Source organism: Streptomyces fuscigenes (assembly GCF_021556455.1).
Lineage (GTDB): Bacteria > Actinomycetota > Actinomycetes > Streptomycetales > Streptomycetaceae > Streptomyces > Streptomyces fuscigenes.
In genome coordinates this window covers 1-16316 of the sequence record NZ_JAKGCV010000027.1, presented here as the reverse complement: position 1 = coordinate 16316, position 16316 = coordinate 1, and the positions used below count along the sequence as shown (strand labels likewise).

Genomic DNA, 16316 nt, shown 5'->3' with positions numbered 1-16316 from the left:
CGAAAAAGGGGCGCACTGAATGACCACGCACAAGGCAACAGCAGAGCGTCAGGGTCGCTTCTGGGTCGTGCGCGTCGACGGCCTCCCAGAGGGAGAACAGAACGTCACACAGGGCCTCACCTGGACCGAGGCCCACGAGAACGCCCGGGACCTGGTCAGTCTCGTCCTGGACATCGAGGACGATCCGGCTGCCTACACCGTCGACCTCGTCCCCGCCGACCCGGCGATGTTCGAGGTCGTGCGGGAGGCCGAAGAGGCCGATGCCGCCGTGCAAGAGGCGGAGAAGCGCCGCCGCGCAGCGATGACACGAGCAGCAAGGACCCTCGTCGGCCTCGGGCTGACCCAGGCCGAGGCCGGACGCATGCTCGGCGTCACACACCAGCGCATTGCCCAGCTCGCGCCCAAGGCACCGGACAGAAACACCAAGAAGAAGCCCCTCGCCGCCTGACAGGTATGACGCGAGTGATGGTTCACGCGCTACCAGCCGGACCAGTTGCCGGCCCGGAGACTCCGGCGGCGACCTCCTGATACGCGGCGTGCACCGCCTTACCAGCGGTCCATGCCCGACCATCCTGGCCACCCTGGGCCCCGGCTGGTGCTGGTGCTGGTGCTAGTGGCGATGAAGTAACCCTGGAAGGGACTGCCAAGCCCCGCCGGGTAACCGCCGGGCCCGCCCGCGGACCTCGGCCTCAGCCCCCGGTACCCGTGACCACTGCGCCCCGCGCCCGGACATGGCGAAGGCCCCACTCCGGGCGGGGCCTTCGAGAGATACACGTGGCGGGCGCCCGAGTAGGCTGCCCGGCACCGAAGAAGGAGCAGGGACATGGAGTGGATCAATCCCCGCTACGAGGAGCTTGTGGAGACGCTGAGCCAGGCGAACGCCGAGCGGCGCCCCGCCGACGGCCCCGTGCGAGGGCTCGTCGTCCCTGAGCCCGACGAGGACTGAGCGCCACGACGCCGAGCCCCGGTCGCCACCACGGCGGCCGGGGCTCTCGCATGTCTTGATCATTTATCGTTCGGGCCGGCAGCGGGCCGGCAGATGAACGTGAAAGCCTCCGTCAATCTCGGAGACTCAAGGACTGAACGCAGACCTCAAGGACTTTCCGTACGTCCGTTCGAGGTGGGGCGGGTGGGACTCGAACCCACGGCCGACGGATTATGAGTCCGCTGCTCTAACCGGCTGAGCTACCGCCCCCATCACGGCGCGTCGCGTACATGTGTACGCGCCGTCTGCCGCAGCATAGCCGGTCATACGATCTCCTGCCTCGGCTGGCCTGCATGCTCCGACGTGGAGGACCGCGCTGCGTGGCGCCCGGTTCCGGGGCACAGCAAAAAGGACCCCGAAGGGTCCTTTCGAGCTGTGCTCCCCCGACTGGACTCGAACCAGTAACCCTCCGGTTAACAGCCGAATGCTCTGCCAATTGAGCTACAGGGGATCGCGCTCCCCCGACTGGACTCGAACCAGTAACCTGCCGGTTAACAGCCGGCTGCTCTGCCAATTGAGCTACAGGGGATTGCTGCGTCTGCGACGGGCATCGCCGGTCCGGGTCACCCAGGCGGCGCGTGCTCGCTGCGACACATACATTAGCGCAAGCAGGGGGGTGCTCCGCCAATCGGTATCGTGCCGGGTCACGTCGGGTGATCCCGGGCCGTGACGGGGTAGGCGCATCACGACAGACGGCCCCACGGTCCGACGCTAGGAAAGGGTGGCAGCCAATGAGGTACCGCCTCACGTTCATCGCGGGTCTGGCTCTCGGATACGTTCTGGGAACCCGCGCAGGCCGCGAGCGCTACGAGAAGCTGAAGAAGGCCGCGCAGCAGGTCTCGCAGAACCCGGCGGTGCGCAACGCCACCGAGACCGCGGCCCAGACCGGACGCGAGTTCGCCGGCAAGGCGTACCACTCGGTGAGCGGCCGCATGGAGGAGAAGGTGCCGGCCTCCGTCGCGCAGCGCGTGCGGTCCCTGCGGGAGCGCAGCGGCCGCGGGGGCGAGGACGACTGGGGCACCACCAACACCTGAAGCGGCCTCGGGCCGCCGTCCGTTCGGACGGTGCGCGCGGGCGATCGGCGGGCTCCGACGGGCGTCGGGGCCCGCCGATCGCTGTCCGTAGAATCTCCGCCATGGGAATAGTCGCCGGTCTCGACAGCTCGTCCGCGGCCACACGCATCGTCGTCTGCGACACCGACACCGGTGCCGTCCTGCGGCAGGGCTACGCGCCGCATCCGGTCGACCCGAAGGCCACGGACATCGATCCCCAGGCCTGGCTGCTCTCCCTGGGCGAGGCCGCGACCGGCGGGGTCCTGGAGGGCGTGCAGGCCATCGGCGTCTCGGCCCAGCAGCACGGGCTGATCGCGCTCGACGGGCAGGGCGGGCTCGTGCGGCCGGCGCTCCTCGGCAACGACAAGCGCGCGCAGGTGGCCGCGGCCGACCTGGTCGACGCGCTCGGCGGGCGCCGGGCCTGGGCCGAGGCCGTGGGCGGCGTCCCGCAGTCCGGCCAGATCCTCGCGAAGCTGCGCTGGCTCGCCCGGCACGAGCCGGAGGCGGCGCGGCGCGTCGCGTCGGTGATGCAGGCGCACGACTGGATCGTGTGGCAGCTGCTCGGCAGGCCGGTGCGCCGCACCACGGACCGCGGGGACGCGTCCGGCACCGGCTACTGGGCCGCCGGGAGCGGCACGTACCGGCAGGACCTGATCGAACTCGCCCTCGGCCACCGCATCGGCGTGCCGGAGGTGCTGGCGCCGGCGGAGGCCGCCGGCACGACGCCCGAGGGGCTGCTGATCTCGGCCGGCACCGGTGAGACGATGGCCGCGGCCTTCGGCCTCGGGCTCGGGGCGGGGGACGCGGTCGTCTCGCTCGGCGCCTCCGGCTCCGTGATGGCGGTGCACGGCGAGGCGCTGACGGACCCGTCGGGGACCATCACGTCGTTCGCGGACGCCACGGGCATGCACCTGCCGGTCGTGCACACGAGCAACGCCGTACGCGCGCTGCGCGGCACCGCGGAGCTGCTCGGCATCGAGGACCTGGCCGACCTGTCGGCGCTCGCCCTCACGTCGACGCCCGGCTCCTCGGGGCTCGTCCTGCTCCCCTACCTGGAGGGCGAGCGCACCCCGCACCTGCCCCACACGGCGGGCACCCTCAGCGGCCTGCGCCGTGAGTCGATGCGCCGCGAGCACCTGGCGCGCGCCGCGTTCGAGGGGATGCTCTGCTCCCTCGCGGACGCGATGGACGTGCTGCGCGGGCGGGGCGTGGAGGTGCGCCGGGTCTTCCTGCTGGGCGCGGCCGCCGAGTTGCCGGCCGTGCAGGCCGTCGCCCCGGCCGTGTTCGGCGCGCAGGTCGTCGTGCCGCAGCCCGCGGAGTACGCGGCGCTCGGTGCGGCGCGGCAGGCCGCGTGGGCGCTCGGCGTGTCGCGGGGGACGCTGTCGCCGGACACGCCGCCCGCGTGGCAGGGCGCGGCGGCGCAGGTCTTCGAGCCCGGGGACGACCTGGCGGTCGGCGCCGCCGTGCGCCAGCAGTACCGGGCCACGCGGGAGCACATCCACCCCGGCGCGTTCGACGGGCCGTCGGCCCCGGCGTCCGACGCGGGTGCGGGAGCGGGAGCGGCCGGGACGGATCCTGACGGCGGGCTGGTGCCCGAACGACCTGGCCCCGCGTAGTCGCGGCCCCCCGTCCGCCTCCGGGACGCCCGCACAGTCGCGGCCCCTTTCCCCCTCCGGGACGCCCGCGTAGTCGCGGCCCCTTTCCCGTCCGGGACGCCCGCGTAGTCGCGGACCGTTCGCCTCCGGGGCGCCGTGCGATTCGCGCCCCCGTCGTCTCCGGCGTTCCGTGCCGCCGGGAGTTCCGCGCGGGCGTGCCTCCGGCCGCTTCCCGGGGTCCACGGGGCGGCGGTCCCGGAGGGGAGGGAAGGCGGCACCTCGGCGCGTGCGCCGGAGGTGACCCTGCGTACCTTGACCCGGCCTTGGCCATTCCGGTGTCCTCCACGGCACAATTCCGTGGGAATCAAGGGCCCGGGTGCCGCAAGATGGTGGGCGACCTCTGACCGCCGACCCGGAGAGACGCCCGCGTGCTCGTACGACTCCTACGGACCCACCTCGCTCCGTACAGACGACCGATCGGTCTGCTGGTGGCGCTCCAGCTGCTGCAGACCGTCGCCACCCTCTACCTCCCCACGCTCAACGCCGACATCATCGACAACGGTGTCGTGAGCGGGGACACGGGCTACATCCTCGAGTTCGGCACGATCATGCTGGTCGTGTCGATCGGCCAGGTGCTGTGCAACATAGGCGCCGTCTACTACGGCGCCCGGACGGCGTCCTCGGTGGGCCGCGACGTGCGCTCCGCCGTCTTCCACCGCGTGCAGAGCTTCTCGGCGCGCGAGGTGAGCCGCTTCGGGGCGCCGTCGCTGATCACCCGGACGACGAACGACGTGCAGCAGGTCCAGATGCTGACGCTCATGTCGTTCACGCTGATGGTGTCCGCGCCGATCATGTGCGTCGGCGGGATCGTCATGGCGCTCAGCCAGGACGTGCCCCTCTCGTCGATCCTGCTGGCCGTGGTGCCCGTCCTCGGCATCGCGGTGAGCCTGATCGTGCGCCGGATGCGGCCGCTGTTCCGCCAGATGCAGAAGAAGCTGGACAGCGTGAACCGGGTGCTGCGCGAGCAGATCACCGGCAACCGCGTCATCCGCGCCTTCGTCCGCGACGACTACGAGAAGGGGCGCTTCGGGACGGCCAACACCGAGGTCGCCGCGCTCCAGCTGTCGACGGGCCGCCTGATGTCGCTCATGTTCCCCACGGTGATGACCGTGGTGAACGTGTCCTCGATCGCGGTGGTCTGGTTCGGCGCCCACCGCATCGACGGCGGGCACATGCAGATCGGCGCCCTGACCGCGTTCCTGTCGTACCTGATGCAGATCGTCATGGCCGTGATGATGGCCACGTTCATGTTCATCATGGTGCCGCGGGCCGAGGTCTGCGCCGAGCGCATCGAGGAGGTCCTCGACACGGACTCCAGCGTCGTGCCGCCGCAGAGCCCCGTCCGGGAGCTGCGCGCGCACGGCCACCTGGAGATGCGGGACGTCGACTTCCGCTACCCCGGTGCCGAGGAGTCCGTGCTGCGCGCCGTGACGCTCGTCGCGCGGCCCGGCGAGACGACCGCGGTCATCGGCTCGACCGGCAGCGGCAAGTCGACGCTGCTCACCCTCGTGCCGCGGCTGATGGACGTGACGGCCGGCCAGGTGCTGGTAGACGGGCAGGACGTGCGGGAGCTGGACGCCGCGCTGCTCGCGAAGACGGTGAGCCTGGTGCCGCAGAAGCCGTACCTCTTCGCCGGGACCATCGCGACGAACCTCCGGTACGGCAACCCCGACGCGACGGACGAGGAGCTGTGGCACGCGCTGGAGGTGGCGCAGGCCAAGGAGTTCGTGACGAAGCTGGAGGGCGGTCTCGACGCGCCGGTCTCCCAGGGCGGCACGAACGTGTCGGGCGGCCAGCGGCAGCGGCTCTCGATCGCGCGGACCCTCGTGCAGCGCCCGGAGATCTACCTGTTCGACGACTCGTTCTCCGCCCTCGACTACGCCACCGACGCCGCGCTGCGCGCCGCGCTGGCGCGGGAGACCGCCGAGGCGACGGTGGTGATCGTCGCGCAGCGCGTGTCGACGATCCGGGACGCCGACCGGATCGTGGTGCTGGACGAGGGCCGCGTGGTCGGCACGGGCCGCCACGCCGAGCTGATGGCGACCAATGAGACGTACCGGGAGATCGTGCTCTCCCAGCTGACCGAGGCGGAGGCGGCCTGATGAGCGGCGGAGGACCCGGGCGGATGATGGCGGCCGCCGCGCACACGCAGCGGTCCGCGGACTTCAAGGGCTCGGCGAAGCGGCTGCTGCGCCGGCTGACGCAGTACCGCTCCGCGCTCGTCGCGATGATCGCCGCAGCGGTGGTGAGCGTCGGTCTCTCGGTCGAGGGCCCGCGCATCCTCGGCAAGGCGACCGACCTGATCTTCGCGGGCGTGATCGGTCGCGCGATGCCGGAGGGCGCGACGAAGGCGCAGGCGATCGCGGGGCTGCGGGCACGCGGCCAGGGCGGGGTCGCCGACCTGCTGAAGGGGGTCGACTTCGTGCCGGGGCACGGCATCGACTTCGACCAGGTCGGCAGGACGCTGCTGAGCGCCCTGCTCGTCTACCTGGCGGCGGGGCTGCTGATGCTGGTCGCGCAGCGCATGTCGATCCGGATCATCAACCGCACGGTGTACCGGCTGCGCGAGGACATCCAGGCGAAGCTGGCGCGCCTGCCGCTGTCGTACTTCGACCGGCAGCGGCGCGGCGAGGTGCTCAGCCGGGCGACGAACGACGTGGACAACATCGCGCAGACGATGCAGCAGACGATGGGCCAGATGGTCAACTCGCTGCTGACCATCGTCGGTGTCATCGCGATGATGTTCTGGGTGTCGTGGCTGCTGGCGCTGATCGCGCTCGTGACGGTGCCGCTGTCGGTGCTGGTCGCGACGCGGGTCGGCAAGCGGTCGCAGCCGCAGTTCGTGCAGCAGTGGCGGGTCACCGGCAAGCTGAACGCGCACATCGAGGAGATGTACACGGGTCACACGCTGGTCAAGACCTTCGGCCGGCAGGAGGAGTCGGCGGCCGCGTTCGAGGAGCAGAACGAGCTGCTCTACGAGGCCGCGTTCCGGGCCCAGTTCAACAGCGGCATCATGCAGCCGCTGATGATGTTCGTCTCGAACCTCAACTACGTGCTGGTCGCGGTCGTCGGCGGGCTCCGGGTCGCGTCGGGCGCGCTGTCGATCGGTGACGTGCAGGCCTTCATCCAGTACTCGCGGCAGTTCTCGCAGCCCCTCACGCAGGTCGCCTCGATGGCGAATCTCGTGCAGTCGGGCGTCGCGTCCGCCGAGCGGATCTTCGAGCTGCTGGACGCGGACGAGCAGGAGCCGGACGGGCCCGCCCGCAAGATGCTCACGCCGCCGCGCGGCCGGGTGGCGCTGGAGAAGGTCTCGTTCCGCTACGACCCGGAGAAGCCGCTGATCGAGGACCTGTCCCTGGCGGTCGAGCCGGGCCAGACCGTGGCGATCGTCGGCCCGACGGGCGCGGGCAAGACCACGCTCGTCAACCTGCTGATGCGCTTCTACGAGGTGTCGTCCGGCCGCATCACCCTCGACGGCGTGGACGTGCGCGAGATGACCCGCGAGCAACTGCGCTCCGGGATAGGGATGGTGCTCCAGGACACCTGGTTGTTCGGGGGGACGATCGCGGAGAACATCGCGTACGGCGCCTCCCGCAAGGTGACGCGGGCCGAGATCGAGGAGGCGGCGCGCGCGGCGCACGCGGACCGGTTCGTCCGCACGCTGCCCGACGGCTACGACACGGTCCTGGACGACGAGGGCTCGGGCGTCAGCGCGGGCGAGAAGCAGCTGATCACCATCGCGCGGGCGTTCCTGTCCGATCCGGTGATCCTGGTGCTCGACGAGGCGACGAGCTCCGTGGACACCCGCACCGAGGTGCTGATCCAGAAGGCGATGGCGCGCCTCGCGCACGGCAGGACGAGCTTCGTCATCGCGCACCGGCTCTCTACGATCCGAGACGCGGACGTGATCCTCGTGATGGAGAACGGCTCCATCGTCGAGCAGGGCTCGCACGAGCAGCTGCTGACGGCGGACGGCGCGTACGCCCGCCTGTACAAGGCGCAGTTCGCCCAGGCGGTGGCGGAGGTCGACTGACGGGTCCGGGCGCGCGGGGGCCGCACGGCGATGGGCTCCGGGCCCGTCCGGGCGGTCCCGCCGGGCGGTCCCGCCGGCGCCGGCGGGACACGGTCGGTTGCGTTCCGTGACTCCGGGCGCACGGCCGCCCCGTCGGTTTCCGCCCAGGCATGGGTGTCCGATATGCGGGTATTCGGCCCTTAGGAGTGACCGGGACCACCTGAAGGGGGTCGTCATGGCGGACATGTTCTACAAGCACGGAAGGCCGCAGCACCCCACGCTCCTGGAGGACAGGCCGCGAGGCGGCCCGGCCAGGCGGGTGAGGCACCAGCGCAGCTGGTCCACAGGAGGCGCGATCCTCGCGATCATGCTCCTGATCCTCGTGGGCATCGCGCTGTTCCCGTAAGGGCACGGCACCGGCCCCGCCCGTGAACGGAAGCCCGCCTTCGGACCGGAGGGCGGGTTTTCCCGTGCGCGGATGCGGGACGGATACGGAACGGGTACGGCAAGGGCGCGGCGGCGCGGGGGAGCGCCGTGCGCCACGGCGCTCCCCCGCCCCGGGCCACGGCCACGGCTACGGGTCACGGGTCACGGGTCACGGGTCACGAGCCACGGGCCACGAGCCACGGGCCACGGGCCACGGGCCACGGGTCAGTCGAGATAGCCCCGGAGCTGGTCGGCGAGCGCGTGGTCGCGGAGCCTGCCGAGCGTCCTGGCCTCGATCTGCCTGATGCGCTCGCGGGTCACGCCGAAGATCTGGCCGATCTCCTCCAGGGTCCGCGGGCGCCCGTCGGTCAGCCCGTACCGCAGCTGCACGACCTTGCGCTCGCGCTCGCCGAGCGTCGAGAGCACCGCGTCGAGGTGCCGGCGCAGCAGCAGGAACGACGCGGACTCGACGGGCGAGGCCGCGTCGCCGTCCTCGATCAGGTCGCCCAGCGCGAGGTCCTCCTCCTCGCCGACCGGCGCGTACAGGGAGACGGGTTCCTGCGCGAGCCGCAGCACCTCGCCCACCCGTTCCGGGGCGAGCCCGAGCTGCGCGGCCACCTCGGCCCACGTCGGCTCGCAGCCCCTCTCCTGGAGGAGGCGGCGCTGCACCCGCACCACGCGGTTGATCAGCTCGACGACGTGCACCGGCACGCGGATCGTGCGGGCCTGGTCGGCGAGGGCGCGGGACACGGCCTGGCGGATCCACCAGGTCGCGTACGTGGAGAACTTGTAGCCGCGGGCGTAGTCGAACTTCTCGACCGCGCGGATGAGCCCGAGGTTGCCCTCCTGGATCAGGTCCAGCATGGTCAGGCCGCGTCCGACGTAGCGCTTCGCCACGGACACGACGAGCCGCAGGTTCGCCTCGATGAGGCGGCGCTTGGCCGTCCGGCCGAGGACGACGATGCGGTCGAGGTCGAGTGCGAGCTGCTCGTCGAGGCCCCGGACCGTGCCGAGCTTGTGCTCGGCGAACAGGCCCGCCTCGACCCTGCGGGCCAGTTCCACCTCCTCCGCCGCGGTCAGCAGGCGCACCCGCCCGATCTCGCGCAGGTACTGGCGCAGCAGGTCGGAGGACGTGGCACCCGTGGCGCCCGCCGGGCGGCTGCCGGGCGTGTCCAGCGGCCCCTGCTCGTCCGCCGGATCCGGTGTCCTGGACGGATCCCGCGCGTCCGGCGGGTCCGGGGGCCCGGGCGCCCCGGCGCCGGTTTCCGCGCCGTGCGCGTCCGGGGCGTCACGGCCGCCCGGCCGGGTGGCGTCGCCCGTCGCCTCGGGCGAGTGGTACTGGCCGGGTACGCGGGGAGCGAGTGTCTGGGTCTGCACGAGGAGACCTCCAGATGGTCGCTGCCGGGCTCGGAAGGGTGCGGCAGCAAGGACCCGCCCCCAGTGTGGGGTACGCCACACCCTGCCCACGAGGGGCGTGCGCGCACTTTTTGCCCGGCGTGCGGGCGCGTTCCCCGCCGGCCGCGCGGGGCCTGCCGGGCGGCCGGGGGCGGAGCGCCAGGTGGTACGGAATCCCGCCGTCCGGCGGGGTCGGCGGGCAGCCGGCGGGGGCGCGGGCGCACAAGGGCCGGCGCGGCCGCGGGGCCCGGGCGGGGTGCGGGGCGGGACGGGGTGCCTAGAGGGCGGCCACGCCGTGGTTGCGCAGGGTCTGGCCGTACTGCTGGAGCACCCACAGCTCGTTCTGCACGGCCGTGTACTGCTGGGGGTCGCCCCCGTTGCCGAGGCGCGTCAGCGCGGACGTGACGTCCTGGATGCGGCGGTCGACGGCGCGGATGCGGACCTGGACGAGCTGCTGTCCCGCGTAGAGCTCGTCGATGGACTTGCCGCGGAACACCTCGACCGCCAGCTCGGTCACGAGCTTGCGCACGCCGTCGTCGGGCGCCGCCTCGCGGACCCGGGCCAGGTAGTCGCGCACGTCCGCGCAGCCCTGCTCCGCTCCCCCGGCCTGGTCGATGCAGGCGCGCACCTCCGCGTACGGCGGGGCGGTGAACTCGTCGATCTCGTACGCGTCGAACGCCGGTGTCACCAGCTCGGGCCGCTGGAGCGCCAGTTTGAGCAGTTCGCGCTCGGTCGCGTAGACCGGGTTGCGCAGGTACAGCGCGGGACCCGCGGGCCCCCTGCCGCCCCCCGGCCCCTGCCCGGCGGGGCCCGCGGGGCCGCGGCCCGGGCCCTGACCGGACCCCTGGCCCGGATTTGGGCCGGACGCCTGGGCGGGCCCCCGGCCGCCGCGGTCCCGTGCCCACCGCGCGAGCTGCGCGACGCGCTTGACCACGAACTGCGTGTCGAGGATGCCGAGCATCCCGGCCAGCTGCACCGCCACCTCGTGCTGGGACGCGGAGTTCTTGATGCGGGCCACGATGGGCGCGGCCTCGTCGAGGGCGGCGGCGCGGCCCGCCGGGACCTCCAGGTCGTAGCGGGCGACGATCTGCCGGATCGCGAACTCGAAGAGCGGGGTGCGCGGCTGCACGAGGTCCTGCACGGCGTCGTCGCCCTTCGCGAGCCGCAGCTCGCACGGGTCCATGCCGTCGGGCGCGATCGCGATGTACGTCTCCGCCGCGAACTTCTGGTCGTCCTCGAAGGCACGCAGGGCGGCCTTCTGCCCGGCCGCGTCGCCGTCGAAGGTGAAGATCACGCGGGCGCTGCCGTTGTCCATCAGCAGCCTGCGCAGGATCTTGATGTGGTCCCCGCCGAACGCCGTGCCGCAGGTCGCGATGGCGGTGGTGACGCCGGCGAGGTGGCAGGCCATCACGTCGGTGTAGCCCTCGACGACGACCGCCCTGCTGGCCTTGGCGATGTCCTTCTTCGCCAGGTCGACGCCGTAGAGCACCTGGGACTTCCGGTAGATGGGCGTCTCCGGGGTGTTCAGGTACTTGGGGCCGTTGTCGTCGTCCCGCAGCCGCCGCGCACCGAATCCGACGACATCTCCGGAGATGTCGCGAATGGGCCACATCAGGCGCCCGCGGAACCGGTCGATCGGGCCCCGCCTGCCGTCCTGCGAGAGGCCGGACATGATCAACTCGCGGTCGCTGAAGCCCTGGCCGCGCAGGAAGCGCGTGAGGTGGTCCCAGCCGGCCGGGCTGTAGCCGACCTCGAAGTGCTCCGCGGCCGCCTGGTCGAAGCCGCGCTCGGCGAGGAACTTCCGGCCGATCTCGGCCTCCGGGGAGGCGAGCTGCTCCGTGTAGTAGCGGGCGGCGGCCACATGCGCGTCGACCAGGCGCGTGCGCTCGCCGCGCTGGCCGGACGGGTTGTACCCGCCCTCCTCGTACCGCAGCGTGATGCCGGCCCGGGCAGCCAGGCGCTCGACCGTCTCGGAGAACGAGAGGTGGTCGATCTTCATCACGAAGGCGATGGTGTCCCCGCCCTCCTGGCAGCCGAAGCAGTGGAAGAGACCCTTGCTCGGACTGACCTGGAAGGACGGGGACTTCTCGTCGTGGAAGGGGCAGAGGCCCTTGAGGTTGCCGCCGCCCGCGTTGCGCAGCTGGAGGTACTCGGACACGACGGCGTCGATCGGGACCGCGTCCCGTACCGCCTTCACGTCGTCATCGTTGATCCTGCCGGCCACGGGTGAATTCTACGGGGACGCGCGGACACTCCCGCGACGCCGTGGGCGCCGGGGGCTCCCCCCGCCGGCCGAGGCGCCCGGGCGCCGCGCTCAGCGGCCGATCTCCCCCAGCGGAACGGACGGGTCGGCGAGCACCTCGCGGCCGGTCCGGGCCCCCGAGCGGATGAGGCGCTGGATGTCGTCCGTCACGTCCCACACGTTGACGTTCATCCCGGCCAGCACCTTGCCGCCGCCCAGCCAGAACGCGATGAACTCCCGCTTCCCGGTGTCGCCGCGCACCACGACCTCGTCGTAGGAGCCGGGCGGTGCCCAGCCCGAGTACTCGAGGCCGAGGTCGTACTGGTCGGAGAAGAAGTACGGCACGCGGTCGTACGTCACGTCCTGCCCGAGCATCGCCCGCGCGGCGGCCGGGCCCGAGTTGAGGGCGTTCGCCCAGTGCTCGACCCGGACCCGGCCGCCCGCCGCCGCGCCCCAGGGGCACGGCACGGAGGCGACGTCGCCGGCGGCGTAGATGTCCGGGTCCGACGTGCGCAGGCCGGCGTCGACCTGGATGCCGCCGCCCTCCGCGGGCCCGGCGAGCGTGAGGCCCGCCGCCTCGGCGAGGCCGACGCGCGGCGCGGCGCCGATCGCGGCGAGCACGTCGTGCGCCGGGTGCTCCTCGCCGTCGTCGGTACGGGCAGCGAGGACGACCCCGTCCTGGCCGACGATCTCGGTGAGCCGGGCACCGAAGTGGAAGCGGACGCCGTGATCGGCGTGCAGGTCCGTGAACAGCTGGCCGATCTCGGGCCCGATGACCCGGTGCAGCGGCGACTCGGCGGCCTCGACGACGGTGACCTCAGCCCCGTATGTGCGGGCGGCGGCGGCGACTTCGAGGCCGATCCAGCCGGCGCCCGCGACGACGATGTGGCCGTTGTCGCGGCCGAGGGACGACAGGACGTGGCGCAGCCGCTCGGCGTGCGCCAGGCGGCGCAGGTGGTGGACGCCCGCGAGGCCGGTGCCCGGGACGTCGAGCCGGCGCGGCTCCGCTCCGGTCGCGAGCAGGAGCTTGTCGTAGCGCACGGAGCTGCCGTCGCCCAGGTGGACGGAGTGCTCCTCCCGGTCGATGGAGGTGACCGTCTGCCCGAGGTGGAGTTCCACCTCGTTCTTGGCGTACCACGCGGCCTCGTGGACGAAGACGCTGGAGCGCTCGTCCTTGCCCGCCAGATAGCCCTTGGACAGCGCGGGCCTTTCGTAGGGGTGGTCACGCTCGTCGCCGATCAGGATCACCCGGCCGGTGAACCCCTCCGCACGGAGGGCCTCCGCCGCTTTCGCCGCCGCTAGGCCGCCACCGACGATGACGAATGTGCGATGTGCGTCGACCACTTGATGCCTCCTCGTAGTGCTGCCGCCATCTGCGAGCGTCCCGCACGGAGCGTGATGGCGGAAGAGGGGGTGCTCCACGGGTGTGTCTTCTTGCCCTGATCAGACAGGTGATGCCCGGGTACCGGCGGATTCGCCCGACCGGGTCCCGCGACGGCCGCGGAGGGGCCGTCCCGGGACCGGACGGATCGGAGCCGCGCGGGCGGCACGTGCCTTCGGGGCGGATCCGGACCGGGTCCGACACCGCCCCCGGGCTCGATCCCGCCCCGGGACGATCTTGCCCCATGCCGGTGCGCGCACGCGGAGGCGGGGCGGTCATGACGGGGCGGCGGGCGTGCGCAGGGGGGCGGGGTGTGCGCGGGGGCGGGGTGTGCGCCGGGGCAGCGGGCGGCCGGGCGGTGCCGGGCGGCGGCGGTCTCAGTGCTGACCGGTCACCCGGGCGTGCAGGGCCCGCGCGGCGGCGTCCGTCAGGGAGGCGACCTGGTCCACCACGGCGCGCTTGCGCGCCGCGTCGTCGGGCGCCGCCTCGAACAGGGCGCGGAACTGCGGGTTCAGCCCGAACGGCGCCCGGTCGAGCAGGGCCTCCGCGAGCTCCGCGAGGACCACGCGCTGGCCGGCGCGGATCGCCTCCTGCTCGGCGCGCTGGATGACGTACCGGTCGGCCACCGCCTTCAGGACGGCGCATTCGAGACGGGCGGGGCGCGGCACGACGAGACGCGCGCCGTACCGGGTGAGCGGGCCGGGCCCGTAGGCCGCGCGGGTCGCGGTCTCGGCGGCGAGGCAGAACCGTCCGATCAGCTCGCTCGCCGCGTCCTTGAGCCTGCCCTGCGCCACGGCGGAGCCGTCGTGCGCGTGGGGCCACCACTCCTCGGCCGTCAGGCGGTCGAGCGCGGCCGCGAGTTCGGCCGGGTCGGTGCCGGGCCCGGTGTGGCGGTCGAGGGCGACGGCCCAGATCTCCTCGCGCTCGGCGGGCGAGGCGAGGGCCGCGGGGTCGATGTACCCGGCGTGCAGGCCGTCCTCGAAGTCGTGGACGGAGTACGCGACGTCGTCCGACCAGTCCATGACCTGGGCCTCGAAGCAGGTGCGGCCGGCGGGGGCGCCCTCGCGCACCCACGCGAACACCGGCAGGTCGTCCTCGTACACCCCGAACTTGACGCGGCTGCCCGGCGCCGCCCCGGCCTCCGCGGTGGCCCGCGTCCAGGGGTACTTGGTGGCCGCGTCCAGGGCGGCACGCGTCAGGTTGAGGCCGACGCCCGCGCCCTCGGGGACGGTTCCCGCGCCGGGCGGCGCGAACCGCTTCGGCTCGATCCGTGTGAGCAGCCGCAGGGACTGGGCGTTGCCCTCGAAGCCTCCGCAGTCCTCGGCGAACTCGTCCAGCACCCGCTCCCCGTTGTGGCCGAACGGCGGATGCCCCATGTCGTGGGAGAGACAGGCCGCTTCGACCAGATCGGGGTCGCAGCCGAGGGCCGCTCCCAGCTCGCGGCCGACCTGCGCGCATTCGAGGGAGTGGGTGAGCCGGGTGCGCGGGCTGGCGTCCCATTCCTCACCCGGCGCGCCGGGGGTGACGACCTGCGTCTTGCCCGCCAGCCTGCGCAGGGCGGACGAGTGCAGGACGCGGGCCCTGTCCCGCTGGAACGAGGTGCGCCCGGGCCGCTTGTCGGGCTCGGCGACCCAGCGGGCGGTGTCGTCGGGCCCGTAGTGGCCCGGGACGTCTCCGCCGCCCGCCGGTCCGGGGCCGGCCGACGTCCCTGCCGTCCCTGCTGTCTCCGCTGTCTCCGCTGGCCCTGCTGTCTCCGTGGGCACGGAGGGTCCCTGGTGCGAGACGGGTTCCTGGTGCGAGGTGGACTCCTGGTACGAGGTGGACTCCTGGTGCGGAGTGGGGGCGGACCACGCCGACGAGGGGCCCGACGGGGACGGTCCGGAGGTGCCTGCCATGGCTCCGACGGTAACCGAGCGGCCCGGAAAGCGGAGGCCGCCCGCTCGGGGGGCGCGACGGCCGGGGCGGGGACGGGGAGTGTTGCGGCGGGCGGGGCGGCCGGGGCTGTGGGCGCGGGGCGGGCCGGGCGGGTGGCCGAGGCGTCCGAAAACTCGCCGAGCTCGCGGTACGGGCGAACCGCGGGGCTTCCGCGCGCGTCCTCACAGGAGTTGCGGGCGCGGGCCCCCGCTCGGCGGGGATCCGCCCGCGGTGTCATCGGGTCACCTGGGTTGTCCGGCCCACCCGGGTGGCCGGCGCCACCGGGGCCAGGGGCCTGCCTGGTCACGGGGGTCACCGGGTCGCGGGGTGCATGCCGCGAAGGCGGCGGGAGGTCGGGGCTGTGCGAGGTACGTGGATGGTACGGACGCGGCATGCGGTGCGCGCGTGGTCGCGGACGCGGCGGGGGCAGCGCCGTCTGGCCCAGGCGGTGATGGGCGTGTGTGCGCTCGTGCTCGCACCCGCCGCGTGGCTGCACCTGTCGTCCGACGGCCGGGTCCGCACGGTGGCGGACGTGCCCGCCGCCGACGTCGCGATCGTCTTCGGCGCGGGCCTGCGCGACGGCGCCCCCACCCCCTACCTCGCGCACCGGCTGGACGCGGCGGTGGCGCTGTACCGCACCGGCAAGGTCAAGGTGGTCCTGGTGACGGGCGACAACAGTACGAGGGACTACGACGAGCCGGACGCGATGCGCGCCTACCTCACGGGGCACGGCGTGCCGGGCGCCCGCGTCGTGGACGACTACGCGGGCTTCGACACCTGGGACTCCTGCACCAGGGCCCGTCGCATCTTCGGTGTGCGCAGGGCGGTGCTGGTGACCCAGGGCTTCCACGTGACGCGGGCGCTGGCCCTGTGCGAAGCGGCGGGCATCCGCTCGTACGGGGTGCCGGTCGCCGAACCGCACGACGCCACCTGGTACTACGGCCAGACCCGCGAGGTCCTCGCCGCGGGCAAGGCGTCGCTGGACGCGGTGTTCCGGCCGGCCCCCACCTTCCTCGGCCCGAAGGAGCACGGCGTCGCACGGGCACTCGCCGCCCCGGAACCGCCGAAAGCCGCGGCCGCCGGGGGCCGTTCCGGCGGAGGCGGTTCCGGCAAGGGGTGAGCCCGCCGCGCCGCGGGCGGGACGTCAGGAGCCGGGCCCGACGCAGGTCCCGGAGGCATCCCGGCACAGGTCCCGCCCGTCCCGGCGCGGGCACCGGCGGCGCGCACGCTGCCGCGCCTCGCCGCGGGGCTCAG

Annotated in this window: 12 protein-coding genes and 3 tRNA genes; 8 read left to right on the top strand and 7 right to left on the bottom strand. The window is 73.2% G+C overall.

Going from position 1 to position 16316, the window contains the following annotated elements; translation table 11 throughout:
• Positions 1-19 precede the first annotated feature (19 nt).
• A complete protein-coding gene (locus L1885_RS05380; RefSeq protein ID WP_235795805.1) occupies positions 20-448 on the top strand; it encodes a type II toxin-antitoxin system HicB family antitoxin in 429 nt (142 codons plus the stop codon).
• A gap of 375 nt (positions 449-823) precedes the next feature.
• On the top strand, positions 824-946 hold the full coding sequence (locus L1885_RS28830) for a hypothetical protein (RefSeq protein WP_268983653.1): 123 nt from the start codon (positions 824-826) through the stop codon (positions 944-946).
• A 175-nt stretch (positions 947-1121) separates the two neighbouring features.
• Here L1885_RS28830 and L1885_RS05375 read toward each other — a convergent pair.
• From L1885_RS05375 to L1885_RS05365, 3 genes are all read right to left on the bottom strand, one after another.
• Positions 1122-1195 (bottom strand) — tRNA-Ile (locus L1885_RS05375).
• 168 nt (positions 1196-1363) lie between these two features.
• Positions 1364-1436, bottom strand: a tRNA-Asn gene (locus tag L1885_RS05370).
• A 5-nt stretch (positions 1437-1441) separates the two neighbouring features.
• Positions 1442-1514, bottom strand: a tRNA-Asn gene (locus L1885_RS05365).
• Between the two features lie 202 nt (positions 1515-1716).
• On the opposite strand from L1885_RS05365, the gene L1885_RS05360 reads away from it, so the two are divergent.
• From L1885_RS05360 to L1885_RS05340, 5 genes are all read left to right on the top strand, one after another.
• Positions 1717-2019 (top strand): YtxH domain-containing protein, encoded by a 303-nt coding sequence (locus tag L1885_RS05360; RefSeq protein ID WP_235795804.1) that lies wholly within the window; start codon positions 1717-1719, stop codon positions 2017-2019.
• Positions 2020-2120: 101 nt separating this feature from the next.
• A complete protein-coding gene (locus L1885_RS05355) occupies positions 2121-3653 on the top strand; it encodes an FGGY family carbohydrate kinase (protein WP_235795803.1) in 1533 nt (510 codons plus the stop codon).
• A 407-nt stretch (positions 3654-4060) separates the two neighbouring features.
• On the top strand, positions 4061-5794 hold the full coding sequence (locus L1885_RS05350; RefSeq protein ID WP_235795802.1) for an ABC transporter ATP-binding protein: 1734 nt from the start codon (positions 4061-4063) through the stop codon (positions 5792-5794).
• Complete coding sequence (locus L1885_RS05345; RefSeq protein ID WP_235795801.1) at positions 5794-7725, top strand: ABC transporter ATP-binding protein; 1932 nt, start codon at positions 5794-5796, stop codon at positions 7723-7725. The genes L1885_RS05350 and L1885_RS05345 overlap by 1 nt, the downstream gene beginning before the upstream one ends.
• A 214-nt stretch (positions 7726-7939) precedes the next feature.
• Entirely contained in the window at positions 7940-8110 is a 171-nt protein-coding gene (locus tag L1885_RS05340; protein ID WP_235795800.1) for a hypothetical protein, read from the top strand.
• Between the two features lie 245 nt (positions 8111-8355).
• Here the strand turns inward: L1885_RS05340 and L1885_RS05335 are convergent, their stop codons facing one another.
• From L1885_RS05335 to L1885_RS05320, 4 genes are all read right to left on the bottom strand, one after another.
• Positions 8356-9507, bottom strand: a complete 1152-nt coding sequence (locus L1885_RS05335) for an RNA polymerase sigma factor (protein WP_308117277.1) — start codon at positions 9505-9507, stop codon at positions 8356-8358.
• Between the two features lie 295 nt (positions 9508-9802).
• A complete protein-coding gene (gene dnaG / locus L1885_RS05330; protein ID WP_235795799.1) occupies positions 9803-11749 on the bottom strand; it encodes a DNA primase in 1947 nt (648 codons plus the stop codon).
• 90 nt (positions 11750-11839) lie between these two features.
• A complete protein-coding gene (locus tag L1885_RS05325) occupies positions 11840-13111 on the bottom strand; it encodes an NAD(P)/FAD-dependent oxidoreductase (protein WP_235795798.1) in 1272 nt (423 codons plus the stop codon).
• Between the two features lie 414 nt (positions 13112-13525).
• The gene (locus L1885_RS05320) at positions 13526-15043 is read right to left on the bottom strand and encodes a deoxyguanosinetriphosphate triphosphohydrolase (protein WP_235795797.1); all 1518 of its coding nucleotides are present in this window, start codon (positions 15041-15043) and stop codon (positions 13526-13528) included.
• A gap of 395 nt (positions 15044-15438) precedes the next feature.
• Between L1885_RS05320 and L1885_RS05315 the strand changes: the two genes are divergently transcribed.
• Entirely contained in the window at positions 15439-16182 is a 744-nt protein-coding gene (locus L1885_RS05315; RefSeq protein WP_235795796.1) for a SanA/YdcF family protein, read from the top strand.
• Positions 16183-16316 lie beyond the last annotated feature (134 nt).

What these genes read in the sequence shown, in the direction of transcription:
- L1885_RS05340 (WP_235795800.1), top strand. Translation starts at nt 7,940, where the DNA reads ATGGCGGACATGTTCTACAAGCACGGAAGGCCGCAGCACCCCACGCTC.
- L1885_RS05320 (WP_235795797.1), bottom strand. Translation starts at nt 15,043, where the DNA reads ATGGCAGGCACCTCCGGACCGTCCCCGTCGGGCCCCTCGTCGGCGTGG.
- L1885_RS05360 (WP_235795804.1), top strand. Translation starts at nt 1,717, where the DNA reads ATGAGGTACCGCCTCACGTTCATCGCGGGTCTGGCTCTCGGATACGTT.
- L1885_RS05355 (WP_235795803.1), top strand. Translation starts at nt 2,121, where the DNA reads ATGGGAATAGTCGCCGGTCTCGACAGCTCGTCCGCGGCCACACGCATC.
- L1885_RS05345 (WP_235795801.1), top strand. Translation starts at nt 5,794, where the DNA reads ATGAGCGGCGGAGGACCCGGGCGGATGATGGCGGCCGCCGCGCACACG.
- L1885_RS05315 (WP_235795796.1), top strand. Translation starts at nt 15,439, where the DNA reads ATGGTACGGACGCGGCATGCGGTGCGCGCGTGGTCGCGGACGCGGCGG.
- L1885_RS28830 (WP_268983653.1), top strand. Translation starts at nt 824, where the DNA reads ATGGAGTGGATCAATCCCCGCTACGAGGAGCTTGTGGAGACGCTGAGC.
- L1885_RS05380 (WP_235795805.1), top strand. Translation starts at nt 20, where the DNA reads ATGACCACGCACAAGGCAACAGCAGAGCGTCAGGGTCGCTTCTGGGTC.